Consider the following 24,896-nt stretch of genomic DNA (forward strand, 5'->3'; position numbering starts at 1 on the left):
ACCCCCGAAGAAAGGAACCGGCATTGACTGACGAGCTCAAGTGCCCCGTCGACCACAGCGGCAGGGGCCCCGCCCCCACCGAGGGCACGGCGAAGCCCGCCGCAGGCGCGACCACCAACTCCGACTGGTGGCCCGACCGCCTCAACCTGAAGATCCTTGCCAAGAACCCCGACGTCGCCAACCCCCAGGGCGCCGACTTCGACTACCGCGCCGCCTTCGAGACGCTCGACCTGCCCGCCGTGAAGGCCGACATCGCCGAGGTGCTCACCGATTCGCAGCCCTGGTGGCCCGCCGACTTCGGCAACTACGGCCCGCTCTTCATCCGCATGGCCTGGCACTCGGCCGGCACCTACCGCGTCTTCGACGGCCGCGGCGGCGGCGGCACCGGCCAGCAGCGCTTCGCGCCCCTCAACAGCTGGCCCGACAACGTCGGCCTCGACAAGGCGCGCCGCCTGCTGTGGCCCGTCAAGAAGAAGTACGGCAAGTCGCTCTCGTGGGGCGACCTCATGATCCTCGCAGGCAACGTCGCGCACGAGCAGATGGGCATGCCCACCTTCGGCTTCGCCGGCGGTCGCCCCGACGTGTGGGAGCCGGACGACGACGTGTACTGGGGCTCCGAGGGCAGCTGGCTCGGCGACGAGGCCCGCCTCGGCGACGACGGCAAGGCCAAGCTCTCCGAACCGCTCGGCGCCACCATGATGGGCCTCATCTACGTCAACCCCGAGGGCCCGCGCGCGAGCGGCGACCCCCTCGCCGCGGCGCTCCAGATCCGCGAGACCTTCGCCCGCATGGCCATGAACGACGAGGAGACCGTCGCCCTCATCGCCGGCGGCCACACCTTCGGCAAGACCCACGGCGCCGCCCCCGAGGGCGACCACGTCGCGGCCGAGCCCGAGGGCGCCCCCATGGAGCAGATGGGCCTCGGCTGGAAGAGCAGCTTCGGCACCGGCCACGGCAAGGACACCATCGGCTCGGGCCTCGAGGTCACCTGGACCTACCACCCCACGCGCTGGGACAACGAGTTCTTCCACATCCTCTTCGCCTACGAGTGGGAGAAGGTCGACGGCCCCGGCGGCCACCACCACTGGCGTCCGAAGGACGGCGGCGGATCCGACATGGTGCCCGAGGCCGACTTCAGCGGCCGCCGCGAGCCCCGCATGCTCACCACCGACATCTCGCTGCGCGAGGATCCGATCTACCGCGAGATCTCGATGCGCTACCGCGACGACCAGCGCGCCTTCACCGAGGCCTACGCTCGCGCCTGGTTCAAGCTCACCCACCGCGATCTCGGCCCGAAGTCGCGCTACCTCGGCCCCGAGGTTCCGTCGGAGGATCTGATCTGGCAGGATCCGATCCCGGCGCGCAACTACGAGCTGATCGACGCCGCCGACGTCGCCGCCCTCGAGCAGCGCATCGCCGAATCCGGCCTGACCGTCGCCGAGCTCGTCTCGACCGGCTGGGCGGCGGCCGCCACCTACCGCGGCAGCGACAAGCGCGGCGGCGCGAACGGCGGCCGCATCCGCCTCGAGCCGCAGCGCGACTGGGAGGTCAACAACCCCGAGCGCCTCGCCCGGGTGCTGCAGGTGCTCGACGGCGTCAAGGCGCAGTTCGACGCCGAGAACGAGGCCACCGGCAAGCGCGTCTCGATCGCCGACCTCACGGTGCTCGCCGGCAACGTGGGCGTGAAGCAGGCCGCCGAGGCCGCGGGCCGCACGGTCTCGATCCCCTTCACCCCGGGTCGCACCGACGCCTCGCAGCAGCAGACCGACGTCGAGTCGTTCGAGTACCTCAACCCGGCCGCCGACGGCTTCCGCAACTACGAGAGCCCGCGGGCACTCGGACGCCCCGCCGAGCAGCTGCTCGTCGACCGCGCCAACCTGCTCACCCTGTCGGCCCCCGAGATGACCGTGCTCGTCGGCGGTCTGCGCGTGCTCGACGCCAACTGGGACGGCTCGAAGCACGGCGTGCTCACCGACCGCCCGGGCGTGCTCACGAACGACTTCTTCGTGAACCTGCTCGATCTGAACACGAACTGGCGCGCGATCGACCCCGAGTCGCGCACCTTCCAGGCCATCGATGAGACTACGGGCGAGGAGACCTGGACCGGCACCCGCGCCGACCTCGTGTTCGGCTCGAACAGCGAGCTGCGCGCGGTCGCCGAGGTGTACGCCAGCGACGACGCCGCCGACCGGTTCGTCGACGACTTCGTGCGCGCCTGGGTCAAGGTCGCGAACCTCGACCGCTTCGATCTGCGGTAGCCGACGCTCGGCCTCGGCGAGGGGATGCCTTCCTGTCGCGAGGATGCCTGAACACCCGTTCGCCCGGCATCCTCCCGACGGGGAGGCATCCCCTCGTCGCACGTCGACGGTGCGCGTGCGGCAAGCGCCCCTCAGCCGAGCCTCGGGCCGCCCTCCGGCTGCGCCAGGTGCCGCGCCACGCGCTGCTCGAGGCCGAGCCGCACGCCCGGCCACTCGGTGCGGGTGATCGAGAACACCACGGTGTCGCGCAGGTAGCCCGCGGGCTGCCGCAGGTGCGCGCGCAGGACGCCGTCCTGCCGCGCCCCGAGCCTCGCGATCGCCTCCCGCGACTGGTGGTTGTGGGAGTCGGTGCGGAACTCGACCGCCGGGCAGTCCCAGACCTCGAAGGCGTGCGCGAGCAGCAGCAGCTTCGACTCGGGGTTCGTGCCGGTGCCGTGCGCGCCGGCCGCGTTCCAGGTCGAGCCGATCTCGACCCGGGGCGTCGCGGCGTCGATGTTCATGAACGTGGTCATGCCGATCACGCGGCCCGTGTCGTTGCGGCGCGCGGTGAAGGGCAGCATCGACCCGCACCGCTGCAGCTCGAGGCGCCGGTCGATCTCGGCCGCCATGCCGTCGGGCGCCGGGATGCTCGTGTACCAGAGCCGCCACATCTCGCCATCCTGCACGGCCTCGACGAGCCCGTCGTGGTGCTCGGGCGCGAGCGGCTCGAGCGTGACGAGCCGGCCCCGCAGCACGCCCGGATGTTCGAGTGTCATCTGGTCGCCCCGACGATCAGTCCAGCAGCAGCGCGGGCTCTTCGAGCACGGACGCCACGTCGGCGACGAAGCGCGAGATCACGTCTCCGTCGACGATGCGGTGGTCGAACGATCCGCCGACGGTGGTGACCATCCGGGGTCGCACCTCGCCGTCGACCACCCACGGCTTCTGCTTGATGGTGCCCATCGCCATGATGGCGCACTCGCCGGGGTTGAGGATCGGGGTGCCGAAGTCCATGCCGAAGACGCCGATGTTGGTGATCGTGATGGTGCCGTTCTGCATCTCGGCGGGCTGGGTGCGGCCGTCGCGCGCCGTGATCGTGAGCTGCTCGATCGCCTTCGCCAGGTCGAGCAGGCTGAGGTCTTGCGCGTCCTTGATGTTGGGCACCACGAGGCCGCGCGGCGTGGCCGCGGCGATGCCGAGGTTCACGAAGTTGTGTCGGATGATCTCGGTGTCGGTGAAGGTGGAGTTCACCTCGGGGTTGCGCCGGATCGCCCAGAGCATCGCCTTCGCGAAGATGAGCAGCGGTGACACCTTGACGCCCGCGAAGTCGGTGGAGTTCTTGAGGCGCTTCACGAACTCCATCGTGCGGGTCGCGTCGACGTCGGTGAAGACGCCCACGTGGGGCGCCTCGGTCGAGCTGGCCACCATCGCCTTCGCGATCTGCTTGCGCATGCCCTTCAGCGGGATGCGCTCCTCGCGGGCCTCCGACGCCTCGGGGGTGGAGATGTTGCGGAAGAGGCTCGCCTGGGTGGCGTGCCGCACCACGTCGTCGCGCAGGATCTCGCCGGCGATGCCGGTGCCCGAGACCTGCGAGAGGTCGACGCCGAGATCCTTTGCGAGCTTGCGGATCGGCGGCTTCGCGATGATCGGGGCTGCCTCGGCGACCGGGATCGGCGCGTGCGCGCGCGGCGACCCGTTCAACAGCGGTTCGCCGCCGCGACGACGGCGCGACTTCACCGCGCCGCCCGCCCCGTAGCCGACGAGCACGGCGCCGCCCTCGTCCTCGTGCTCCACGCTCGCAGCCGCGTCGGCGACCGCGGCGCGGGTCTCCTCGTCGGCGCCCGCCGACTCCGCACCCGCCGGCTCCGCCCCGGGCGCCGCTGCGGCCTCGCCGCCCTCGGACCCCGCCGTCGTGACGCGCAGGATCGGATCGCCCACGGGAACGGTCTGACCGATCTCGGCGAGCAGCTCGGTGACCGTGCCGGTGAACGGCGACGGCAGTTCGACGAGCGACTTCGCGGTCTCGATCTCGCAGATCACCTGGTTGAGCTCGACCGTGTCGCCGGGCGAGACGTGCCAGGTGACGATCTCGGCCTCGGTCAGGCCCTCGCCCACGTCGGGAAGGGGGAACGTCATCTCGCTCATGGTTGCTCCTGGGATTCGGTGGGAGGTTCTAATAGTGCATCGTGCGGTCGACGGCCTCGAGCACGCGGTCGGCGTCGGGCAGGTAGAGCGATTCGACGGCGGCCGCAGGGAACGGCACGTCGTAGCCGGAGACGCGCAGCACCGGCGCCTGCAGGGAGTAGAACGCGCGCTCGGCGACGGTCGCGGCGATCTCGCTGCCGATGCTCGCGTTGCCGACCGCCTCCTGCGCGACCACGAGACGCCCGGTCTTGCGCACGGAGGCGAGCAGCGGCTCGTAGTCGATCGGCGAGACGCTGCGCAGGTCGACGACCTCGAGGCTCGTGCCCTCGGACTGCGCGACCTCGGCGGCCTGCAGCAGCGTCGTCACCATCGCGCCGTGGCCGACGACGGTACAGTCGGTGCCCGTGCGGGCGATCCGGGTCTGGTGGAGGCCCGCGGCCGGCGCCGCCGGATCGACCTCGCCCTTCTGCCAGTACTTCGCCTTGGGCTCGAAGAACAGCACGGGATCGTTCGAGGCGATCGCCTGCTGAATCATCCAGTAGGCGTCGTTCGGCGTCGACGGCGCGACGACGCGCAGGCCAGGGGTGTGCGCGAAGTACGCCTCGGGGCTCTCCTCGTGGTGCTCGATGGAGTTGATGTGCCCGCCGTAGGGCACGCGGATGACCACCGGCATGTCGACCCGGCCGTCGTGGCGGGCGCGGATCTTCGCGAGCTGCGTGACGATCTGGTTGAAGGCCGGGAAGATGAAGCCGTCGAACTGGATCTCGATGACGGGGCGGTAGCCGCGCATCGCGAGGCCGATCGCGCTGCCGACGATGCCGGCCTCGGCGAGCGGGGTGTCGAGCACGCGGGCCGAGCCGAAGTCTGCCTGCAGCCGGTCGGTCACGCGGAAGACGCCGCCGAGCGGGCCGATGTCCTCACCCATGAGCAGCACTCGCTCGTCGGCGGCCATCGCGGCGCGCAGCCCCTCGTTGATGGCGCGGGCGAGCGGGAGGGTGGTGCGCTCGGACAGCGTGGCGACGGTCTGCCCGTCGACGCGCTCGGTATCCGGCTGAGCCGGGCGGCTGGAGGTCTCGGTGTGCGTGGCGCTCATTCTGCTGATCCTTCCGAGAACGACGACTCGTAGCGCTCGAACCACTCCCGCTGCTCGTCGATGCGCGGATGGGGCTCGGAGTAGACGTGGTCGAACATCGACCCGGGCTGCGGGGCGGGCAGGCTCAGTATGCCGTCGCGGACCCGCTTCGCCTCGCGCTCCGCCTCCTCGCGCGCCTCCTCGAAGAACGCGTCGTCGATGCCCAGCGTGCGCAGGTGCGCCTCGAAGCGGGCGATCGGGTCGCGCTGCTGCCACGCCTCGAGCTCGCCGGCCGGCCGGTAGCGCGTGGGGTCGTCGGCGGTGGTGTGCGCGCCGACGCGGTAGGTGAGCGCCTCGATGTATCCCGGGCCGCCCCCCGTGCGCGCCTCTCGCAGGAATCGGCGCCCTACCGCGTACGCGGCGAGCGGGTCGTTGCCGTCGATCTGCACGCTGCGCAGGCCGAAGCCGAGAGCGCGGCGGTAGAGCGGGGTGCGCGACTGGCGCGCGACCGGCACCGAGATGGCCCAGCCGTTGTTCTGCACCACGAAGACCTCGGGGGTCTGGTAGCTGGCGGCGAAGATCATGGCCTCGTTGGCGTCGCCCTGGCTGGAGGTGCCGTCGCCGTAGAACACCATGGTGGCCTCGCCCGTCGCGGTGCCCGGCTCGCCCGCGTCCATGCTCGTGTCGCCCGCGCGACGCTTGGCGTCGAGCAGCTGACCGAGCGCGTTGCCGGTGGCGTGCTGGGTCTGCGCGCCGAGCACCAGCGTGTAGAGGTGGAAGTTGCCGTGCGCCGGGTCGGTCACGTCCCAGCCGCCGTGGGTGAGGCCGCGGAACTGCGCGGCGATCTGCAGGAAGCCCACGCCGCGGATCAGCGCGACGGCGTGCTCCCGGTAGGCGGGGAAGATGTGATCCTGCGCTTCGGCGGCGCGGCCGAGGCCGACCTGGCAGCCCTCCTGCCCCACGCTGGGCACCCACAGCGCGAGCTGCCCCTGCCGCTGCAGGTGGGTGCACTCGGTGTCGAAGGCGCGCGTGGAGACCATGTCGCGGTACCACTGCTTGAAGTCATCGATCCCGACGGCCGAGAGCTCGTCGGCGAACTCGGCGGCGGTCGCCGAGGGCGCGTAGGCGCCCGCCTCGTCGAGGAAGCGGATCGGCTCGGGATCCGCCCCACCGTGCAGCGGGCCGTAAGTCGTCTGTTCGCTCATCCTGACCCAGTGTAATGAGCACCCCCGACACCGCGCGGATATATCGCGGGGTGGGCGGACCGGTGGGCGATCCTCGTCTCAGACCGCGACGACGAACTCCCGCACGATGCGCAGCACCTCGGGCAGGCTCTCGGCCTCCCCCACCGAGACGCGCACGCCGTGGCCGGCGAACGGGCGCACGAGGGTGCCCGCCTCGGCGAACGCGGCGGCGAGCGCCTGCGCGCTGTCGACGCCGCCGCGATCCCGGCCCTCCGGCACCCACACGAAGTTGCCCTGCGCCTCGGGCACCGCGAGCCCGAGCTCGCGCAGACCCGCGGCGAGCGCGTCGCGCCGCCGCACGATCTCGGCGATGCGCTCGGCGTGCACGGCGCGGGCCCCGGGGGTCAGCGAGGCGAGCGCCGCGCTCTCGGCGACGCCGGTGACCGAGAGCGGGATGCCCACGCTCGCGGCGGACGACAGGATCGCGGGGTGGCCGACGCCGTAGCCGATGCGCAGCGCGGCGAGCCCGTAGGCCTTCGAGAAGGTGCGCAGCACGACGAGGTTGGGATGGTCGCGCAGCACGTCCTCGCCCCGCACGGCGTCGGGGGCGTCGACGAACTCCCGGTAGGCCTCGTCGAGCACTACGAGGGTGTCGGAGGGCACGCCCGCAATGAAGCGGTCGAAGTCGGATCGGCGGATCGCCGGGCCGGTGGGATTGTTGGGGGTGCACAGCAGGATCACGCGCGTGCGCTCGGTGATCGCCGCGGCGATCGCGTCGAGGTCGTGCTCGGCGCCCGCGGTCAGCGGCACCGCGACGCCGGTGGCGCCGGAGGCGAGGCCGAGCGAGGGGTAGGCCTCGAAGCTGGGCCAGGCGTAGAGGTACTCGTCGCCGGGGCCCGCCGCGGCGTGCACGAGCTGGTAGAGGATCGCGACGGATCCGGCCGCGAGGTGCACGTGGTCGAGGCTCACCCCGAACTCGCCCGCGAGCGCGGCCCGCAGCTCGGGCATCGCCGCCGGCGCGTAGCGGTTCGTCTCGAGCGCGCGCTGCGCCACGGCCTCGAGCACCCCGGGAAGCGGGTCGAAGGGGTTCTCGTTGCTCGACAGCTTGAACCCCGGCCTCGTGGGCGTCGCACCCTGCCGGTAGGCGGGCATCGCGAGCACGTCGGGGCGGATGCGAACGGGAGGCGCAGCGTTTTCGCTCATGGATCGCAAGTCTAGTGAGCGGCTGCGGCCCTGCCCGCCGCGTCGCCGGTCGTCTCGGCCGCGGACGCCGTCACTGCCCGTCGAGGTCGGGGATCTCGGGCGGGTCCCACTGCAGGTCGGGCAACTCGATGGGAGTGGGCGTCGGCGCGGGCGCCGTCGGGATGATCGGCTGCTCGGGCCGCGTGGGCGACGGGTCGGGATCGGGGATCCCGGAGCGCTCGGAGGGAGCGGGCGGCACGCACGCCATCACGACCGCGAGGGCGACCGAGACGGCCGCTGAAGCGATCGCGAAGCGCATCGGCGCGCGGGCCCCGGTCGCCTCCCCGGAGACGGCCGCGCCGAGCTGCCGCCGTCGCAGCAGCAGGGCGAACGCGGGGGGCGCGGCCAGTACGAGCGCGATCACGCCGAGCAGCGGCCAGAACCGGCCCGTCGCGTCGCCCGCGCCGAGCAGCGCCGCGAAGACGGCCGCGAGCAGCGCGCAGCCCGCCCCGAGGCCGATGCGCCACCAGCCCCGCCGGGCGGCGCGCAGGCGGTGCTCGGCGAACTGCCGTGCCGCATCGCCCGCGCCATCGAGGGTGCGCGCCGCATCGGTCTCGGCGGCGGCCACGACGATGAGCTCGCCGGCCAGCAGCGCGAGCAGCGGCACCGGCAGCAGGCCGAGCGCCCCCGAGGCGAGCAGGGCGCCCATCAGCACCGGCCAGGCGGCCCCGACGAACACGAGTACCACCCCCGCCCGGGCCCACGGGGGCCTCGACCACGTCTGGCGCAGGAAGCCGCGCGGCGCCGAGCGGGTGGTGCCCACGAGCAGCTGGAACAGGTTCACGCAGATCGCGCCGAGCAGCGCGAACACCGCCGGGGGCACCGCGATGGCGACGAGCAGCCACGCGGCGAGGGCCGCCACGAGCCGGGTGCGCTCCCACACGGCCGAGGTCATCGCGAACGCGGCCTCCCGCTGCTGCGGGTTCTGGGCGAGCACCCCGCTCAGCACCCGCATCGCCTGGGCGTCGGTGCGGGTGTGCACGTCGGAGGCGAGCAGCAGCAGGTCTTCATGCTCGGGGTCGATCGCGAGCCCCTGCGCGACGAGGTGCGAGAGCTCGCCCTTGTCCGCGATCCCGCCGAGCATCTGGGCCGCCGCCGCGTAGACGCCGGCGTCGTGCGGGGCGAGCGCGACGGCCCGATGCACGTGCGCTCGGACGGGTTCGCGGTGGGACACGTCGCCGCGCGGCTCGGCGCGCAGCGCCCACGCCGAGAAGAGGTGCGCGGCGGGCATCTCGGGGGCGAGCGCGAGCGCCCGGTCGATGTGGGGGCGCGCGAGCCGCGGCTGCTCATCCCTGAGCTCGAGCGCCGCGAGAGTGAGGTGCGCTCTCACGCCGTCGGGGTGCAGGGCGAGCGCGCGCTCCGCGGCGCTGCGCCCCTCCTCGGGGTGCGAGCACCGGTACTCGGTCCACCCGAGTTCGGACCAGAGCGCTGCGCTGTCCGGGAACGCGGCGACGCCGCGCCGCAGCTCGGCGGCCGCCTCCTCGGCCCGCCCGAAATCCCAGAGCGCCGCGGCGCGCCGCAGATACCCGTTCGGATCCTCATCGGCGGACGCACCCGAAGGCTCCCGGCTCACGGAACCTCCGCGCCGTCGATCGGGGCCGCGCCGCCCTGGCCCTGCGGCTGCTGGTTGCGCTGGCGGATCTCCTCGAGCGAGCGGCTCATCCGCTCGATCGCGTCGTCGTCGGGCAGCGAGCTGCGCCGCTCCTCCATCTCCTGCTGCAGCTTCTGAGTGCGCTCGCGCATCTCGAGCTCCATGGGGGTCGGCGGCGGATCGAACTCGGCGGCGTGCCGGTCGGCGAGCAGCCACGCACCGGCGATCCCCGCCGCCGCGCAGGCCAGCGCGGCGAGCACGAGCCACGGCGAGGTGCGCGCCGATCCGCGTCGGAGGGAGAGCACCCGGCCCGCGCGCAGCAGCAGGGTCACGAGGGGCGGCACGGCGAACGCCGCGGCCACCGCGGCGAGCAGGCCCGCGGCCTCGGGCCGCATCTCGATCGGCTTCGCGTACACCGGCATGAGCGCGAGCAGCACCGCGACGCCGACCCGGGCGAGGCCCCACCACCCGTTGCGCAGCTCCTGCCGCGCCGCGGCCAGCCCCTCGTCGTCGCGGGGGAACAGCCCCGTGCGCTGCTCGGAGCGGAACCGCGCGAACACGAACAGCACCTCCGCGATCATCAGCAGCCACGCCGTGAAGCCGATGCCCATCGTGACGCCGCCGATGTAGCTGCCCTGCATCTCGAGGTGGCGCTCGCCGGACCGCACGCCGAGCGTCAGCGCCCACAGCAGCGTGCCGAGACCGCCGACGGCGGCGAGCGCGAAGCCGATCCACACCCACCACACCGGCGCGTAGAGTCTGCGCATGAAGCGCTTGGGCAACCCCCGCGTGCGAATGGTGAAGAGCAGCACGAACCACGCCATCGGCAGCACCAGCATCGCTTCGGCGAACTTGACCTGAGAGCGTCGACTGCCGGGCGAGGGCTCGCCGAACACGAGATAGGCGAACACCGACAGCATCGCGAGCATCCAGAGCGCGAGGCCCGCGAGCAGCTGCGTGCGGCCCCAGACCCGGTCGCTGATCTCCCGCGCGACGGAGCGCTGCACGGGGTTGTCGGCGAGCACCCCCGCCAGCAGCCGCAGGGCGGCGGCCTCGTGCGCGGCGCCCATGCCGCCGATGCGCGGACTCGCCTGCCCCGCCCGCTCGCTCTCGCGCTCGGCGGCGAGCAGCCTCAGGCTCTCGGCGTCGGGATCGAGCGCGAGCGCGCGGTCGAGGGTCTCGGAGGCGGCGGCAGAGTCGCCGAGCTCGCGCAGCATGACCGTAGTGCGGCGCAGCGTCTCGACGTCTTCGGGCGCGAGCTGCAGGGCGCGGTCGAGGCAGGAGCGGGCCTCGCCGCGCCGCTGCCGCTTCTCCTTGCGCGGCCCGCGCGGGTCGGCGATCAGCGCCCGCGCCGCGTTCAGGTGCGAGACCGGCCAGTCGGGATACGACTGCTGCAGCTCGCGGGCGTAGGCGAGGCCCTCGTCGGCGCGGCCGTCGGCGATGGTCGCCTCGCACAGCGTGTTCAGGGCTCGGGGGTCGCCCGGTCGCACCGCCAGGGTGCGGTGCGCGAGCTGCTCGGCCTGCTGCGGCTGCCCGGCGAAGAACAGCTGCCAGCCCAGATACCCGAGCAGCTCGGAGTCGTCGGGGAACTCGGCGAGGCCGCGCCTGAGCTCGGCGATGGCGTCGTCGACGCGGCCGAAGCCCACGAGCGCCTCGGCCCGCTCGAAGAAGCCGGCGGCCGTCTGCGCCTCGGCCGCTCCTCCCGGGGGCGCCTCCATCAGAATCGCTTGTACTGCTTGAGCAGCTGCACGAGGTCGTCGTAGCGGCCATCGGTGTTCGCGTAGTTGGCGACGTTGCGCGCGCTGTCGAGCCAGGGCCCGATCGACGGTTTCACCTCTTTCAGGGCGCGGTTCGTGTCGCCCATCGAGACCGGCTGCACCGCCCCCGACTTGATGGATGCGGCGAGCGCCTTCTCGGCCGCCGTGTCGCACAGGTGCTTGAGATCGGCGCCCGAGAAGCCCTCGGTCTTGCGCACGAGCACGGGGAGGTCGATGCCCTGGATGGGCCGCTGCTCGAGGTGGCTGCGCAGGATCGCCTCCCGCGCCGGCGCGTCGGGCGGGGAGACGAGCACCATGCGGTCGAAGCGCCCGGGGCGCAGCAGCGCCGCGTCGACGTCCCAGGGCATGTTGGTGGCCGCGAGCACGAACAGGCCGTCGTTGTCGCTGCCCACGCCGTCCATCTCCATGAGCAGCTGGTTGACGAGGTTGCGCAGCCACTGCGAGCCCTGCGAGCTGCGCTTGCCGCCCACCGCGTCGATCTCGTCGAGGAAGAGCACGGCGGGCGCCTTCTGGCGGGCCTCGGTGAAGGTCTTGTGGATGTTGCCCTCGCTCTCGCCCATCCACTTGCTCAGCACGTCGGCGAGGGTGACCGAGATGAAGTGCGCGCCGAGCTCGCCCGCGATCGCGCGCGCCAGGTAGGTCTTGCCGCAGCCGGGCGGGCCGTAGAGCAGCAGGCCGCCGCCCAGGCTCTTCTTGAACGCCTTGGCGATCTCGGGGTGCGCGATCGGGTCGAGGAACGTCTCGCGGATGCGCTGCTTCACCTGCACCAGGCCGCCGACGTCGGAGAGCCGCATCGTCTCGCGGCTGACCTCGACGGGCAGCGAGCCGTCGGGCGCCTCGGAGACGCCCACGTCGATCGTGCCGTCGGGGTTCTGGCTCGCCTGCTCGACGATGAACGGCGGCGGCAGCGGATTCTCGAACTGGTTCTCGAGCTGACGCCAGTCGACCCCCGGCCCGGTCGCCTCGCCGGGCGCGCCCGACTCGGGCGTCTGCCGCCCCCGCGTCTCCGAGTCGGGCGCCGCCGGCGCGGCATCGCCCGCGCCCGCCCGCGCGTCGGGGGGCGAGTCGCCCTGTCCGTGCGGCTGATACGGCTGCGGCCGGGGCGTCTCGGTCGTGTAGGCGGCGTGCTCGGGCGGCGACGAGGCGCCGCCCGCTCCCTCGCCCGGGGCGGTGTCGGACGGCGCCTCGCCGGTCAACCGATCGACGAGGGCGCGCGCACCCGCGTGCCCGGGCGCCTTCGAGAGCACCACCATGGCCTGCCCCAGCCCCTCGTCGCGCCGCCCCGCCTCGGCCAGTCGCTCGGCGTAGAGCGCGCGCAGCTCGGGGTCTTCGGGGGAGGCTGCCACCGCGGCGGCCAGACTGTTCAGCAGTGCGTCAGACATGGTTCGATGCTACCCGCGGCCTCCCACATGCACGGGGCGGCGACCCCGCTCGGATGCGGTCGCCGTCGCTGAGGCGGCGCGCAGCCGAGGCTGCCACACTGGAGTCATGAGATCCGTGATCCGAGTGCTCGTCAGCGCGTTCGCGCTGTGGCTCACCACGCTCATCGTGGGCGGCAGCGGCCGCCACGGGGTGTGGATCGAGCCGATCAGCGGCGACGACTACTCGCCGCTCGTCACCGTGCTGCTCGTTGCGCTCGTCTTCGGGCTCGTCAACGGCACCCTCGGCCGCGTGCTGCGATTCCTCTCGACGCCGCTCTACATCCTCACGCTCGGGCTGTTCGGCCTCATCGTCAACGGCGCGATGTTCGCCGCGGTGGCCTGGCTCTCCGACATCGCCGGTTTCGGCCTGCGCATCGAGACGTTCTGGTGGGGCGTGCTCGCGGCACTCGTCCTGTCGATCCTCTCCGGGATCATGAACGGGCTGCTCGGCAGCAGCAAGAAGAAGGATCGCTGATCGCCGAGCCCGATGCGGCGCGGCCGGCACGGTCGGCACCCCGAGCGAACGCGACCTGAATTCTCGCCGCGCATTCGGCAGACTGGGGGCATGAGCACCGTCGATCCGATCCGCCCCTTCCGCATCAGCTTCGTCTGCTCCGGCAACATCTGCCGCTCCCCCATGGGCGAGGTGGTGCTCCGCTCGCTGGCCGAACAGGCCGGCCTCGGCGAGCGCTTCGTCGTCACCTCGCGCGGCACCCACGGCTACCACGTCGGCGACCCCGCCGATCCGCGCACCCTCGTCGCGCTCGCCGAGTGCGGCTACGACGGCAGCGCCCATCGCGCGGCCCAGGTCTCCCCCGCCGACATCGAGCAGCACGACCTGCTGATCGCCCTCGACCGCGGCCACGAGCGCAGGCTGCGCTCGCTCGGCGCCGATCCGCGGCGGCTCTCGCTGCTCACGGCGTTCGATCCCGAACGCCCCGCCGACCCCGACGTGTTCGACCCCTACTACTCCGACCAGCACTCGTTCGACGAGGTGCTCGCGCAGGTCGAGCGCAGCAGCGCGGTGCTGCTCGATCGCCTCGTCGCCCGCATGGAAGAATAGGGGCCAGGGCGTGCCCGGCAAACCCTGGCCCGCGATCCCGAACCACCGAGAGGCACCCATGACCCCGCTCCCCCCGCAGCCCATCAGCCCCCTCGACGGCCGCTACCGCGCCGCGGTCGCCGACCTCGGCGACACCCTCTCCGAGGCGGGGCTCAACAAGGCTCGGGTGCACGTCGAGGTCGAGTGGCTCGCCTACCTCACCGAGCACTCGCTGCTCGGGGCGACTCCGCTGCCCGCCGCCGAGCTGCAGGCGCTGCGCGACTGGGCCGCGAACTTCGGCCAGGCCGAGATCGATCAGCTCGCCGAGACCGAGCGCACCACCCAGCACGACGTGAAGGCTGTCGAGTACCTCGTCCGCGGCAAGCTCGACGAGCTCGACCTCGGCCGCCTCGCCGAGCTCACCCACGTGTGCTGCACGAGCGAGGACATCAACAACCTCTCCTACGCCCTCACCGTGAAGCAGGCGATCGCCGACGTGTGGCGCCCCCGCTTCGAGAAGGTCATCGCCGAGCTCGCCCGCCAGGCCGAGCAGTACCGCGAGCTGCCCATGATGAGCCGCACCCACGGTCAGCCCGCCACCCCCACCACGCTCGGCAAGGAGCTCGGGGTGTTCGTGCACCGCCTCGAGCGCCAGCTCAACCAGATCGACGACGTCGAGTACCTCGGCAAGTTCTCGGGCGCCACGGGCACCTTCGCCGCCCACCTCGCCGCCGATCCCCGCACCGACTGGGCGCAGGTCTCGCAGCAGTTCGTCGAGGGCCTCGGGCTCGACTGGAACCCCCTCACCACCCAGATCGAATCGCACGACTGGCAGGCCGAGCTCTACACGCGCATCGCGCACGCCAACCGCATCCTGCACAACCTCGCGACCGACATCTGGAGCTACATCTCCATCGGCTACTTCCGCCAGATCCCCGTCGCCGGCGCCACCGGGTCGTCGACCATGCCCCACAAGGTCAACCCGATCCGCTTCGAGAACGCCGAGGCCAATCTCGAGCTCTCGAACGCGATCCTCGACTCCCTCGCCGCCACGCTCGTGACCAGCCGCTGGCAGCGCGACCTCACCGACTCCTCGGCGCAGCGCAACATCGGCGTCGGCCTCGGTCACTCCGTGCTGGCGCTCGACAACATCTTGCGCGGGCTCGGGCAGATCGACGCCGCCCCCGACGTGCTCGCGGCGGATCTCGACGCCAACTGGGAGGTGCTCGGCGAGGCGATCCAGACCGTGATCCGCGCCGAGGTGACCGCCGGCCGCTCATCCATCAAGGATCCGTACGCCGCGCTCAAGGAGCTCACCCGCGGCCGCCGCATCGGCCAGGCCGAGCTCGTCGAGTTCGTGCAGGGCCTCGAGATCGGTGACGAGGCCAAGCAGCGGCTGCTCGCGCTGACGCCCGCGACCTACGTCGGCGACGCCGCGCGCCTGCTCGACTACCTGCAGCGCTGAGTCGCGCGGGCCGATCCGCGCGCTCAGCCCGCTTCGCATGCGCACCGCCCTCGCCGACCTCGGCGGGGGCGGTGCTCGTGTTGCGGGGCATGGAGCCGAGCGCTCTGACACCGTGAGCCGCCGGCGCCTCGATGCCGCGAAGCTGCTCCCGCAGGCCCCGGGCCCCTTGGCGCTTCTCGAGGAGATGTGCCAGAGTGGAAACATCCGATGAAAGGACCTCCGTGCCCGAGAACACCCCGGCCGTCGACCGCTTCGCACGCCAGCGCGTGCGCCACCGCTTCACCGCCCGCGAGGTGACCGTGACGGCGGTGAGCTCCCCCGTCGAACCCTTCATCCGCGTCACGCTCTCGGGCCCCGACCTGCACGACTTCGTGTCGGACGGGCCCGCGGATCACGCTCGGCTCTTCTTCCCCCACCCCCTCACGGGCGAGCTCGTGGCGCCGACCCCGGTCGGTCCCGGCGAGGACGGGATCGTGCGCCCGGAGGCGCCCATGTTCCCCCGCGACTTCACGCCGCTCAACCTGCGCACCGATCCCGAGACCGGTCTGCGGGCGTTCGACGTCGACTTCCTGCAGCACCCCGATCCCGGCCCGGCCTCCGCCTGGGCCGCCGCCGCGAAGCCGGGCGATCGACTCGTGGTGGTCGGTCCGCGCGGCTCGGCGACCGCCCCGCAGGGAGCGGATCGGCTGCTGCTGATCGTCGACCCCTCGGCCCTGCCCGCCGCGGCTCGCTGGATCGCCGAGGTGCCCGAGCGCACCGAGATCGAGGTCGTCGCCGACGCCTCACCCGCCGACCTCGACTGGATCGAGCAGTACCTGCGCGAGCAGGGCGGCCGAGAGGTCGCGGTGACCGAGGCGTTCGGCACCCTCGCCGACGCCGCGGCCGACGCCGGCATCGACGAGGGCACGTTCCTCTTCGCGGCCGGCGAGGCCACCCGCCTCATCCCCCTGCGCCGTCTGGTGAAGTACGAGTACGGCGTGCCCCGCGAGCAGTACGCGCTCAGCGGCTACTGGAAGCGCGGCATGGCGAACTTCGACCACCACGCCCCCATCGATCCCGAGGATCCCGAGGAGTGACCCGCCGGGGCTCTCGCCGCTGACCCTCCACCGCGCTCGAGCGGGCTCTCGACGCCGGCTTCCCCGAGCCTGCTCCAGCCGGGGGCTAGCATGGAGCCATGGACTCCGTGCAGCGTTCGCGCATCTCGCTCACGGCCGTGCTCGACGAGTTCTTCTTCATCTACGGCGGGGTCGCGGCGATCTGGCTGGCCTGGCTGGTGCTCACCGAGAGCTTCAGCTTCGGCTGGCTCGGCATCCTGTCGTTCATCGCCTTCTGGGTGCTGCTCGCCTACCTGGCGCTCCCCCGCGTGCACCGCATCCTGACGACCGTCTACGTGCCCGACTACTTCATCGGCCGCACCCGCACGAGCGACGGCCTGCTGGGCGACCCCATCAACCTGTCGCTGCGAGGCACGGAGCAGCAGCTGCACGACGCGATGGAGCGCGCCGGGTGGGTGCGCGCCGATCCGGTCACCCTGCGGTCGTCGTGGGGCATCGTGGTCTCGACGATCACCAGGCGCAACTACGATCGCGCGCCCGTCAGTCCGCTGTTCCTCTTCGGCCGCATGCAGGACGTCGCCTACCAGCAGGAGGTCGCCGGCAATCCCGCCAAACGCCACCACGTGCGCTTCTGGCGCACGCCCGAGGGCTGGCTGCTGCCCGGCGGCGCCCGGGTGGATTGGCTGGGCGCCGCGACCTTCGACCGCGCGGTCGGCTTCTCGCTGTTCACGTTGCAGATCACCCACAAGATCGACGCCGACATCGACGTCGAGCGCGACCACGTCGTCGCGACGGTACAGCGGGCCAACCCCGCCGCACGGCTCGAGGTGCTCTCCGACTTCTCGACCGGCTACCACTCGCGCAACGGCGGCGGCGACACGATCCGCACCGATGGCGATCTGCCGGTCATCGACCTGAGCCCCATCGGGACGGAGGCCGCCCGTGGGTGAACGACCCCGCAAACGCGCGGCCATCGAGCCCGCCGCCACGCTCTTCGATCGTGAGGCCGAGCCCGCGCCGCAGGACCGGCGGCCCGTCTCCGTCTCGGGCGGCGCCGCCCTCGTCGTCGCCCGCGCGCTGGGCACCGCGCTGTGGAGCGTCGGGCTGCTGCGGCAGTGGGGCTCCATTCGCGCCGACCTCGACCTCGAACCCGACGAGTCCGGAGTGGCCCTCGGCGTGCTGCTCGGCTTCCAGGGTTTCTGGATGCTGCTGCTGCTCGCGCTCGCGTGGCTCATCTGGCGCGGCGGCAACGGCGCGCGCATCCTCGTGATGATCGGCGCCACTGCCAGCATCACGGCCTCGGCGATCGCCTACTTCGCGGCGGGAGAGGAGATCACCGTGCACACGACGCTGCTCACGCTGGCTCTCGACATCCTCATCCTGCTCGCCCTGTCGAGCCGGGATGCGCGGGCGTGGACGCGGCGCCGCAGGGCGTGAGCCGCCGCCCATGAACGGCGGCGGTCGGGCCCCGAGGCATCAGTCGTCCTGATCTCACGGCCTCATCCGCGGATGAGTGATCCCGGGCTCAGTGCCAGTCGTCGCCGTCCGGGCGGTGCAGGTCTTTGCGCGCCTCAAGGTCTTCCTGGCTCGGCTTGCCGCCGAGGCCCACGAGCGCGACCATCATCACCGAGACGATGAATGCGACGCCGAGGAAGACGAGCGCGAGCACCCAGTCGCGGGTGGCCATCAGCACGACCGCACCCGCGAAGATGCCCAGCACGGCCGAGAACCCGATGAGCTCCAGCGGTCGCAGGCGGTCACGGCGCGACGGCGTCACGGGATCCTGCGGTGCGGGCTCGGTGGGCTCAGTCATCGTCTGCTTTCGGTTCGGTGAGGAGGAGGGATCAGCGCGCGTCGGCCGAGGACTGCTCCGCGGCGGGCGCACCGGCGACCGCGGCGGAATCGCTCGTGGAGCGGCCGTCATGGGCACGGGTGTCGAACGCAGAGATGCCGAGGAAGACGCCCGCGATCACCGCGTATGCGCCGAAGAAGCCGAGCACGGCGACCGGGTCTTCGCGCACGAGCAGCGCGAGCAGCGCGAGCAGCACGCCGGCCCCGCCGAGCAGGGTCGAATCCTGGCGGCTGCCGGGCTGCACGGCCGCCCCGATGAACTCGAGGAGCGCGCTCACGAGCGACCAGGCGGCGATGAGCACGGCGAAGCCGATGGCGGACGAGCTGAGCGGGATGGCGACCGCCGCGGCCACCGCGACGACGCCGAGCAGCAGTGGCAGCGAGCTGCGGCTCGTCGACCGGCGCGCGAACCACTCAATCAGGTGCGCGACGGCGATGGCGCCGAGCGCCGCCGAGGTGATGCCGAGGTCGAAGCCGAGCTGCTCGTGCATGGTCGCGCTGAAGGCGATCGCCATGCCCGAGAACAGCAGCACGATCACGCGGACCAGGCGCACGGAGCGGGAGACGGCCGCGTTCGGGGTCGTCGACTCCGCAGCGCTCGATACGGCAGCGGACATGACACCCCTTTCTTCTTCCGGCAGTCTATCGCGTCCTGCCGCGAGCTCGCTGACCGCCCGTCGGGGACGAGAGCTCATACGCCCTGCGGCATGTCCTGGAAGCGCGAGTAGTGGCCCTGGAACGCCACGGTGACGGTGCCCGTGGGGCCGTTGCGCTGCTTGGCGAGGATGAAGTCGGCCTCTCCCGCTCGGGGGCTGTCGCGATCGCCCACGGCCTCGCGGTGCAGCAGGATGACCATGTCGGCATCCTGCTCGAGCGACCCGGACTCGCGCAGATCGCTGATCGCCGGCATCTTGTCGGCGCGCTGCTCGGACGCGCGGTTGAGCTGCGACAGCGCGATGACGGGCACGTCGAGCTCTTTCGAGAGCAGCTTGAGCGCTCGCGAGAACTCGCTGACCTCTTGCTGACGGCTCTCGGACTTCTTGCCGCTCGACAGCAGCTGCAGGTAGTCGATGACCACCATGCGCAGGCCGTGCTGCTGCTTGAGCCGCCGGCACTTGGCGCGGATCTCGACGAGCGTGAGGTTGGGGCTGTCGTCGATGAAGAGCGGGGCCTCGGCGACGCGCGCCTGGGTGGCGGCGAGCTTCTGGAAGTCGCGGTTGTCGAGCGCGCCCTTGCGGAGGGTCTGCATGGGGATGCTGGCCTCGGCCGCGAGCAGACGCATGGCGATCTCGGCGCGGCCCATCTCGAGCGAGAAGAAGACGGTGGGCGCGTTCGCGTGCACCGAGGCGTTGCGCGCCACGTCCATGGCGAGCGTCGACTTGCCCATGGCGGGGCGGGCCGCGATGATGATCATCTGGCCTCCGGCGAAGCCGTTGGTCATCGCGTCGAGTTCGCTGAAGCCGGTGGGCACGCCCAGCATGCCGTCGGCGGCGCCGTTGGCCTTGTTGATCTCTTCGAGGGCCGCGTCGACGGCCAGCGAGAGCGGCACGTAGTCTTCGCCCTGGTTCTCGCCCGTCACGCCGTAGATCTCGGACTGCGCCACGTTGACGAGGTCGATCGCCTCGCCCTCGCCCGCGTAGCCCATCTGCACGATGCGCGTTCCGGCCTCGACGAGGCGGCGCAGCAGCGCCTTCTCGGCGACGATCTCGGCGTAGAAGCCGGCGTTGGCGGCGGTGGGCACGATGCTGGTGAGGGTGTGCAGATACTCGGCGCCGCCCGCGCGCTGCAGCTCGCCCGCCTTGGTGAGCTCGTCGGTCACCGTGATGACGTCGGTGGGCTCGCCGCGGGAGTACAGCGAGAGCACCGCCTCGTAGATGACCTCGTGCTTGGGCACGTAGAAGTCGCCGCCCTTCAGCAGGCCGGTGACGTCTGCGACGGCGTCTTTCGAGAGCAGCATGCCGCCGAGCGCGCTCTGCTCGGCGAGCAGGTCGTAGGGCGGGGTGCGCTCGTGCCCGCGGGCGTCGTCTTCGACGAACGGATCCGAGATCCCCAGGTGTGCGATCGACACTCGACGGCTCCTTTTTCGTTGTGCGGGCCTGTTACCGACTGATTAGACACCAGACCCCCGACATTCACGGTACGAGCACCTCGCGAGGCACTCAAACGAACGCAGATCGGGCCTGTGGATAACTACGTGCATAACTTGCCCGTTTGAGCCACATGTTTTCCACACCATTGGGGAAAACCTGTGGAGAGCTTGTGTACGACTTCTCGTTTATGGGCTCTGATCGGGTATTTATTCTTTCCACAGGGAGAAAGTTATTCAAGTTTCAGGTAAAGCTTGAGGCTTGAGCGGTCGCGGCTCATGTGGACAACTAGCGGGAAAAGTCGCTCCTGTCAAAGCTTTTCGTCAGCCCGCGCGCGGTGCGGCGTTCACGCGCCATTCATCGCCGGGCAAACCCCGCCCGAGCGCCCCGCACACGCAAACGGGGCGGGATCCCGAAGGATCGCCGCCCCGCTCGAAACGCTGGGATCAGCGCTGCGCGATGACCTGCAGGGTCACCTTGGCGTCGACGCCCTCGTGCAGGTGCACGACGGCCTCGTACTCACCGGTCGACTTGATGGTCGGCACGGTGATCTTGCGCTTGTCGATCTCACCGAGCCCGGCCTCGGACACCGCTGCGGCCACGGCCGCCGGCTTCACCGAGCCGAACAGGCGGCCCTCGGCGCCCGTCTTCGCGAACAGGCGGATCTTGCCCTCCTGCAGCTTGGCCTTGAGCGCCTGGGCGTCCTCGGCCGAAGCGAGCGCGCGCGCCTCGCGAGCGGCGCGCAGCTGCGCGACCTGGGCCTCGCCGCCGCGGGTCCAGTGCACCGCGTAGCCCTGCGGCACGAGGTAGTTGCGTGCGTAGCCGTTCTTGACGTCGACGACGTCACCGGCGGAACCGAGGCCCTGGACCTCGTTCGTGAGAATTACCTTCGCCATGATGTTCTTCCTTCGCGGCTCAGCGGCCGGAGCCGGCGTAGGGGAGGAGTGCCATCTCGCGGGCGTTCTTCACGGCCTTCGCGATGAGTCGCTGCTCCTGCACGGACACGCCGGTGATACGGCGGGCGCGGATCTTGCCGCGCTCAGAGATGAACTTGCGCAGCGTCGCGACATCCTTGTAGTCGATGACGCCGACGGTCTGCTTCTTCGCGGGTGCGAGGGTCTTGGCGTTCTTACCCCGACCCGGCTTGCGGCCTGCGCCGCTGGACTTGCCTGCCATATTTGGTCTCTTTTCGTGATGCGATCCGGCTGGCCGGATCAAGAAGTTGTCTGCCTAGAAGGGCTGCTCGTCGTCGAAGCCGCCGCCGAAGTCGTTGCCGCCGCCGGAAGAAGCGCCGCCCTGACCGGAGTTGGTCCAGGGGTTGCCTTCCTGCTGCTGCGCAGCGGGACGACCCCAGCTGCTCTGACCCTGCGGCTGGTTGCCACCGCCGCCGAAGCCGCCGACCTGGCCGCGCGACTGACCGCGGCTCACCTGAGCGGTGGCGAAGCGCAGCGACGGACCGACCTCTTCGACCTCGAGATCGAGGCTCGTGCGCTGCTGGCCCTGGTTGTCGGTGTAGCTGCGCTGCGTGAGGCGGCCCTGCACGATGACGCGCATGCCCTTCGTGAGCGATGCCGCGATGTTGTCGGCGTATTCGCCGTATGCGCGGCAACCGAGCCACAGCGGTTCGCCGTCAGACCAATCGCCCGACTGACGGTCGCGCACGCGAGGGGTCGAGGCGATCCGGAAGGTCACCCACGAGTTGCCCGCCTGGCTGACCCGAGGCTCGGGATCGGCAACGAGGTTGCCGACGACAGTGATCAGCGGCTCGCCGGCCATGAGCTACGCGCCCACCTTCGCGGCACGAGCGGCCTTGGCCTGCTCGCGCTTGGCCTGAGCAGCGCGCTGAGCGATGAGCTCGTCGGCGCGGAGCACCTTGGTGCGCAGCACGGCCTCGGAGAGACCCAGCTGACGATCGAGCTCGGCAGTCGCCTCGGGGGTCGCGGAGAAGTTCACCACGACGTAGATGCCTTCGGCCTGCTTCTTGATCTCGTATGCGAGACGGCGCTTGCCCCAGATGTCGACGTTCTCGATCTCGCCGCCCGCGTTGCGGATGACGCCGAGGAACTTGTCCATGCTGGGGGCCACGGTGCGCTCGTCGATACCCGGATCGAGGATCACCATGAGTTCGTACGGATGCATTACTGACCCACCTCCTTCGGACTTCACGGCCACAGGATTTCTGTGGCAGGAGGGTGTTTATGCGGTGTGCCCGCGCGCTGAGCGGAACGCTTCGCACGCAGACAACTAGAACAGTTTAGCACCTTCGAGCCCGGGCCGCCCGGGCAGTTTCCCGGGGGCGCGCGAGCGGGCCGGCTCAGACGCGCCGGAAGCTCTCCACGCCGCCGATCGGTTCCCGCTGCCCGCCGACGTGCACGATGTCGCCGCCGTCGACCGTCAGCTGGGTGCCGTGGGCGCGCAGCGCGGCGACCTTGCGCTCGAGCCAGGGGGAGATGTCGTGCCGCTCGACGGTGGCGTCGGTCTCAGTGCCGGTGCCGGCGGGCCCGGCATCACCGGCGGCCGGAGGGCCGGGGGAGCCGGCGTCGTCTGCTCCGGGGGCGGCGAGGGGCTCGGGATCCGGCACGATCTCCCAGAACGGCAGCTCGAGCGCGTGCGCGACGGCTCGGGAGAGACGGTGCGCGAGCCGGTGGTCGGGGTGCCCGTAGCCGCCCCCGTCGTCGTAGCTCACGATCGCCTGCGCGCCGGCCTGGTAGGCGGCGGCGAGCAGGTCGTTCAGCACCTCGACCGCGGGGGCGCTGGTGAGCGCGTCGCGGCTCGCCTCGGGCGCGGCCGTCGCCCGGCCGTCGGATCCCCAGGCCATGCCCGAGTCCTCGTAGATGTAGGGGGGAAGCCCCTCGGCGCGCGCGGGCTCGGCGCCCAGGAAGGCGTGACGCTCAACGCCGAGCATGCCGAGCGCGGTGCGCAGCTCGTTCTGGCGCACGACGGCCAGCCCGTGCGAGCCGGCGAGCGCCTGCAGCGGGCCGGGCGTCACCTCGCCCTGCTCTCCGCGGGTGAGCGTGACGAGCAGGGGCTCGAGTCCCGCCTCGGCGAGCGCGGCGAGCGTGCCCCCGGTGGTGATGGTCTCGTCGTCGGGGTGCGCGTGCACGAACATCACGCGGGGCCGCCCCTCGAACCAGGTCGTCGGATCGACCGTCTGCTCGCTCATCATGCCCTCCAGCTTCGATCCGCGGTTCGGATCTCACCAATCATTCGGATCTTCCCGGTCGAACCCATCCGAGACAACGCCCTCGTCCGAAGCATCGGCGCGGGATCAGCCCTGCTGCTCGTACCACTCGCGCAGGCGCTGCTCGGCCTCGGCCACACCGATCGGCCCCTCGTCGAGGCGCACCTCGAGCAGGTACCGGTAGGCGCGGCCCACGAGCGGCCCGGGCGGGATCCCGAGCAGCGCCATGATCCGCTCGCCGTCGAGCTCAGGCCGCACCGCGGCGAGCTCCTCGGCCTCGGCGAGCTCGCCGATGCGCCGCTCGATGTCGTCGTACGCGTGCGCGAGGCGCTCGGCCTTGCGCCGATTGCGGGTCGTCACGTCGGCTCGGGTGAGGATGTGCAGACGGTCGAGCTCATCGCCGGCGTCGCGCACGTAGCGGCGCACCGCCGAGTCGGTCCACTGCTGGTCGCTGTAGCCGAAGAAGCGCAGGTGCAGCTCGACGAGGCGCGCCACCCGTTTGATCGTGTCGTTGTCGAAGCGCAGCTCGCGCAGGCGCTTCTTCGCGAGCTTCGCGCCCACGACGTCGTGGTGGTGGAACGTCACGCCGCCGCGCTCGAAGCGCCGGGTGGCCGGCTTGCCGATGTCGTGCAGCAGCGCCGCGATCCTGAGCACCACGTCGGGGGAGGGCTCGTGCCCGCGCTCCGCCTCCAGCTCGATCGCCTGCCGCAGCACCGTGAGGCTGTGCTCGTAGACGTCCTTGTGCCGGCCGTGATCGTCCTGCGTGGCGAGCAGCGCCGTGAGCTCGGGCAGGAAGCGCTCGACGAGGCCCGTCTCGACGAGCAGGCGGATGCCGGGGATCGGATCAGCGGTCGACAGCAGCTTGACGAACTCGTCGCGCACCCGCTCGGCCGAGATGATGTCGAGCCGCTCGGCGAACTCCCACATGGCCGCCTGCGTTTCGGGCACCACCTCGAAGCCCAGCTGCGAGGCGAAGCGCGCCGCGCGCAGCATGCGCAGCGGGTCGTCGGTGAACGACGCCTCGGGGGAGCCGGGGGTGCGGATCCGCCCGGCCAGCAGGTCCTCGACGCCGTCCGAGACGTCGACGAGCCGCATGTCGGGCAGCATGAGGGCGAGTGCGTTGATGGTGAAGTCGCGGCGCACCAGGTCTCCCTCGATGCTGTCGCCGAAGCTCACCTCGGGCTTGCGCGAGTCGTCACGATACGTGTCGGCGCGATAGGTGGTGATCTCGACGATCTCGCCGTGCACCCGCGCGGCGATCGTGCCGAAGTCGCGGCCCACGTCCCACACGTTCTGGGTGAGGGAGTCGAGGATCGCGCGCGTCTCGTCGGGGCGCGCGGAGGTGGTGAAGTCGAGGTCGGTGACGGATCTGCCGAGCAGCGCGTCGCGCACCGGTCCGCCGACGAGCGCGAATTCGTGGCCCCGGTCGGCGAACGCCCGCGCGAGCGTCGCGACGGGTGCGGACGCCGCGATGGTGCGCAGCGCCTCCATGGATTCGGCAAGGGTGGGCATCCCTCAAGGGTACCTGGGCGCAGGCCCCCGACC

At 71.6% G+C, this 24,896-nt stretch carries 24 protein-coding genes; 7 read left to right on the plus strand and 17 right to left on the minus strand.

Annotated features, from left to right (window positions below; genetic code table 11):
• Positions 1-23: 23 nt before the first annotated feature.
• A complete protein-coding gene (gene katG, locus H490_RS24260; RefSeq protein ID WP_017884067.1) occupies positions 24-2,258 on the plus strand; it encodes a catalase/peroxidase HPI in 2,235 nt (744 codons plus the stop codon).
• Positions 2,259-2,389: 131 nt separating this feature from the next.
• Here the strand turns inward: katG and H490_RS24265 are convergent, their stop codons facing one another.
• The 8 genes from H490_RS24265 to H490_RS24300 form a co-directional block, all read right to left on the minus strand.
• Positions 2,390-3,013, minus strand: coding sequence for a GNAT family N-acetyltransferase (locus H490_RS24265; protein ID WP_017884068.1), 624 nt, complete (start codon positions 3,011-3,013; stop codon positions 2,390-2,392).
• Between the two features lie 16 nt (positions 3,014-3,029).
• Positions 3,030-4,382 (minus strand): dihydrolipoamide acetyltransferase family protein, encoded by a 1,353-nt coding sequence (locus H490_RS24270; RefSeq protein ID WP_017884069.1) that lies wholly within the window; start codon positions 4,380-4,382, stop codon positions 3,030-3,032.
• A gap of 28 nt (positions 4,383-4,410) precedes the next feature.
• A complete protein-coding gene (locus H490_RS24275; protein WP_017884070.1) occupies positions 4,411-5,475 on the minus strand; it encodes an alpha-ketoacid dehydrogenase subunit beta in 1,065 nt (354 codons plus the stop codon).
• Positions 5,472-6,659 carry a thiamine pyrophosphate-dependent enzyme gene (locus H490_RS24280; RefSeq protein WP_017884071.1) on the minus strand — a complete coding sequence of 396 codons (1,188 nt, stop codon included), beginning with the start codon at positions 6,657-6,659 and terminating at the stop codon, positions 5,472-5,474. Before H490_RS24280 ends, H490_RS24275 begins: the two co-directional genes overlap by 4 nt.
• 78 nt (positions 6,660-6,737) lie before the next feature.
• Entirely contained in the window at positions 6,738-7,841 is a 1,104-nt protein-coding gene (locus H490_RS24285; protein WP_031290030.1) for a histidinol-phosphate transaminase, read from the minus strand.
• A gap of 70 nt (positions 7,842-7,911) precedes the next feature.
• Positions 7,912-9,453: a tetratricopeptide repeat protein gene (locus tag H490_RS31110; protein WP_017884073.1), complete on the minus strand. Its 1,542-nt coding sequence runs from the start codon at positions 9,451-9,453 to the stop codon at positions 7,912-7,914.
• A complete protein-coding gene (locus H490_RS31115) occupies positions 9,450-11,189 on the minus strand; it encodes a tetratricopeptide repeat protein (RefSeq protein WP_031290031.1) in 1,740 nt (579 codons plus the stop codon). Before H490_RS31115 ends, H490_RS31110 begins: the two co-directional genes overlap by 4 nt.
• On the minus strand, positions 11,189-12,631 hold the full coding sequence (locus H490_RS24300) for an AAA family ATPase (RefSeq protein ID WP_017884074.1): 1,443 nt from the start codon (positions 12,629-12,631) through the stop codon (positions 11,189-11,191). The genes H490_RS31115 and H490_RS24300 overlap by 1 nt, the downstream gene beginning before the upstream one ends.
• A gap of 106 nt (positions 12,632-12,737) precedes the next feature.
• Between H490_RS24300 and H490_RS24305 the strand changes: the two genes are divergently transcribed.
• The 6 genes from H490_RS24305 to H490_RS24330 all read left to right on the plus strand — a co-directional run bounded on the left by H490_RS24305 (position 12,738) and on the right by H490_RS24330 (position 17,669).
• Positions 12,738-13,145, plus strand: coding sequence for a phage holin family protein (locus H490_RS24305; RefSeq protein WP_017884075.1), 408 nt, complete (start codon positions 12,738-12,740; stop codon positions 13,143-13,145).
• Positions 13,146-13,235: 90 nt separating this feature from the next.
• Complete coding sequence (locus tag H490_RS24310) at positions 13,236-13,733, plus strand: low molecular weight protein-tyrosine-phosphatase (protein ID WP_017884076.1); 498 nt, start codon at positions 13,236-13,238, stop codon at positions 13,731-13,733.
• A gap of 58 nt (positions 13,734-13,791) precedes the next feature.
• Positions 13,792-15,177, plus strand: coding sequence for an adenylosuccinate lyase (gene purB / locus H490_RS24315; protein WP_017884077.1), 1,386 nt, complete (start codon positions 13,792-13,794; stop codon positions 15,175-15,177).
• A 221-nt stretch (positions 15,178-15,398) separates the two neighbouring features.
• Entirely contained in the window at positions 15,399-16,253 is an 855-nt protein-coding gene (locus H490_RS24320; protein ID WP_017884078.1) for a siderophore-interacting protein, read from the plus strand.
• 98 nt (positions 16,254-16,351) lie between these two features.
• Positions 16,352-17,182, plus strand: coding sequence for an LssY C-terminal domain-containing protein (locus H490_RS24325; protein WP_017884079.1), 831 nt, complete (start codon positions 16,352-16,354; stop codon positions 17,180-17,182).
• Positions 17,175-17,669 (plus strand): hypothetical protein, encoded by a 495-nt coding sequence (locus tag H490_RS24330; RefSeq protein ID WP_017884080.1) that lies wholly within the window; start codon positions 17,175-17,177, stop codon positions 17,667-17,669. Before H490_RS24325 ends, H490_RS24330 begins: the two co-directional genes overlap by 8 nt.
• A gap of 88 nt (positions 17,670-17,757) precedes the next feature.
• Here H490_RS24330 and H490_RS24335 read toward each other — a convergent pair whose 3' ends face one another.
• The 9 genes from H490_RS24335 to H490_RS24375 form a co-directional block, all read right to left on the minus strand.
• Positions 17,758-18,045 (minus strand): ABC transporter ATP-binding protein, encoded by a 288-nt coding sequence (locus H490_RS24335; RefSeq protein ID WP_017884081.1) that lies wholly within the window; start codon positions 18,043-18,045, stop codon positions 17,758-17,760.
• A 31-nt stretch (positions 18,046-18,076) separates the two neighbouring features.
• The gene (locus tag H490_RS24340) at positions 18,077-18,700 is read right to left on the minus strand and encodes a hypothetical protein (protein ID WP_017884082.1); all 624 of its coding nucleotides are present in this window, start codon (positions 18,698-18,700) and stop codon (positions 18,077-18,079) included.
• A gap of 74 nt (positions 18,701-18,774) precedes the next feature.
• On the minus strand, positions 18,775-20,151 hold the full coding sequence (dnaB, locus tag H490_RS24345) for a replicative DNA helicase (RefSeq protein ID WP_017884083.1): 1,377 nt from the start codon (positions 20,149-20,151) through the stop codon (positions 18,775-18,777).
• A gap of 465 nt (positions 20,152-20,616) precedes the next feature.
• Positions 20,617-21,066: a 50S ribosomal protein L9 gene (rplI, locus tag H490_RS24350; RefSeq protein ID WP_017884084.1), complete on the minus strand. Its 450-nt coding sequence runs from the start codon at positions 21,064-21,066 to the stop codon at positions 20,617-20,619.
• Between the two features lie 19 nt (positions 21,067-21,085).
• Positions 21,086-21,346 (minus strand): 30S ribosomal protein S18, encoded by a 261-nt coding sequence (gene rpsR, locus H490_RS24355; RefSeq protein WP_017884085.1) that lies wholly within the window; start codon positions 21,344-21,346, stop codon positions 21,086-21,088.
• Between the two features lie 54 nt (positions 21,347-21,400).
• Positions 21,401-21,946: a single-stranded DNA-binding protein gene (ssb, locus tag H490_RS24360; protein ID WP_017884086.1), complete on the minus strand. Its 546-nt coding sequence runs from the start codon at positions 21,944-21,946 to the stop codon at positions 21,401-21,403.
• Positions 21,947-21,949: 3 nt separating this feature from the next.
• The gene (gene rpsF, locus H490_RS24365) at positions 21,950-22,309 is read right to left on the minus strand and encodes a 30S ribosomal protein S6 (RefSeq protein ID WP_017884087.1); all 360 of its coding nucleotides are present in this window, start codon (positions 22,307-22,309) and stop codon (positions 21,950-21,952) included.
• Positions 22,310-22,484: 175 nt separating this feature from the next.
• Positions 22,485-23,333: a PIG-L family deacetylase gene (locus H490_RS24370; RefSeq protein ID WP_238560332.1), complete on the minus strand. Its 849-nt coding sequence runs from the start codon at positions 23,331-23,333 to the stop codon at positions 22,485-22,487.
• 105 nt (positions 23,334-23,438) lie between these two features.
• Complete coding sequence (locus H490_RS24375) at positions 23,439-24,863, minus strand: CCA tRNA nucleotidyltransferase (RefSeq protein WP_031290035.1); 1,425 nt, start codon at positions 24,861-24,863, stop codon at positions 23,439-23,441.
• Positions 24,864-24,896: the final 33 nt, after the last annotated feature.

The sequence above is a fragment of the Leucobacter sp. UCD-THU genome (assembly GCF_000349545.1).
GTDB classification, from domain to species: domain Bacteria; phylum Actinomycetota; class Actinomycetes; order Actinomycetales; family Microbacteriaceae; genus Leucobacter; species Leucobacter muris.

What these genes read in the sequence shown, in the direction of transcription:
- rpsR (WP_017884085.1), bottom strand. Translation starts at nt 21,346, where the DNA reads ATGGCAGGCAAGTCCAGCGGCGCAGGCCGCAAGCCGGGTCGGGGTAAG.
- H490_RS24270 (WP_017884069.1), bottom strand. Translation starts at nt 4,382, where the DNA reads ATGAGCGAGATGACGTTCCCCCTTCCCGACGTGGGCGAGGGCCTGACC.
- H490_RS24280 (WP_017884071.1), bottom strand. Translation starts at nt 6,659, where the DNA reads ATGAGCGAACAGACGACTTACGGCCCGCTGCACGGTGGGGCGGATCCC.
- rplI (WP_017884084.1), bottom strand. Translation starts at nt 21,066, where the DNA reads ATGGCGAAGGTAATTCTCACGAACGAGGTCCAGGGCCTCGGTTCCGCC.
- rpsF (WP_017884087.1), bottom strand. Translation starts at nt 22,309, where the DNA reads ATGCATCCGTACGAACTCATGGTGATCCTCGATCCGGGTATCGACGAG.
- H490_RS31115 (WP_031290031.1), bottom strand. Translation starts at nt 11,189, where the DNA reads ATGGAGGCGCCCCCGGGAGGAGCGGCCGAGGCGCAGACGGCCGCCGGC.
- H490_RS24305 (WP_017884075.1), top strand. Translation starts at nt 12,738, where the DNA reads ATGAGATCCGTGATCCGAGTGCTCGTCAGCGCGTTCGCGCTGTGGCTC.
- H490_RS24370 (WP_238560332.1), bottom strand. Translation starts at nt 23,333, where the DNA reads ATGAGCGAGCAGACGGTCGATCCGACGACCTGGTTCGAGGGGCGGCCC.
- H490_RS24340 (WP_017884082.1), bottom strand. Translation starts at nt 18,700, where the DNA reads ATGTCCGCTGCCGTATCGAGCGCTGCGGAGTCGACGACCCCGAACGCG.
- H490_RS24285 (WP_031290030.1), bottom strand. Translation starts at nt 7,841, where the DNA reads ATGAGCGAAAACGCTGCGCCTCCCGTTCGCATCCGCCCCGACGTGCTC.
- H490_RS24275 (WP_017884070.1), bottom strand. Translation starts at nt 5,475, where the DNA reads ATGAGCGCCACGCACACCGAGACCTCCAGCCGCCCGGCTCAGCCGGAT.
- purB (WP_017884077.1), top strand. Translation starts at nt 13,792, where the DNA reads ATGACCCCGCTCCCCCCGCAGCCCATCAGCCCCCTCGACGGCCGCTAC.
- ssb (WP_017884086.1), bottom strand. Translation starts at nt 21,946, where the DNA reads ATGGCCGGCGAGCCGCTGATCACTGTCGTCGGCAACCTCGTTGCCGAT.
- H490_RS24310 (WP_017884076.1), top strand. Translation starts at nt 13,236, where the DNA reads ATGAGCACCGTCGATCCGATCCGCCCCTTCCGCATCAGCTTCGTCTGC.
- H490_RS24325 (WP_017884079.1), top strand. Translation starts at nt 16,352, where the DNA reads ATGGACTCCGTGCAGCGTTCGCGCATCTCGCTCACGGCCGTGCTCGAC.
- H490_RS24300 (WP_017884074.1), bottom strand. Translation starts at nt 12,631, where the DNA reads ATGTCTGACGCACTGCTGAACAGTCTGGCCGCCGCGGTGGCAGCCTCC.
- H490_RS24265 (WP_017884068.1), bottom strand. Translation starts at nt 3,013, where the DNA reads ATGACACTCGAACATCCGGGCGTGCTGCGGGGCCGGCTCGTCACGCTC.
- H490_RS24375 (WP_031290035.1), bottom strand. Translation starts at nt 24,863, where the DNA reads ATGCCCACCCTTGCCGAATCCATGGAGGCGCTGCGCACCATCGCGGCG.
- H490_RS24335 (WP_017884081.1), bottom strand. Translation starts at nt 18,045, where the DNA reads ATGACTGAGCCCACCGAGCCCGCACCGCAGGATCCCGTGACGCCGTCG.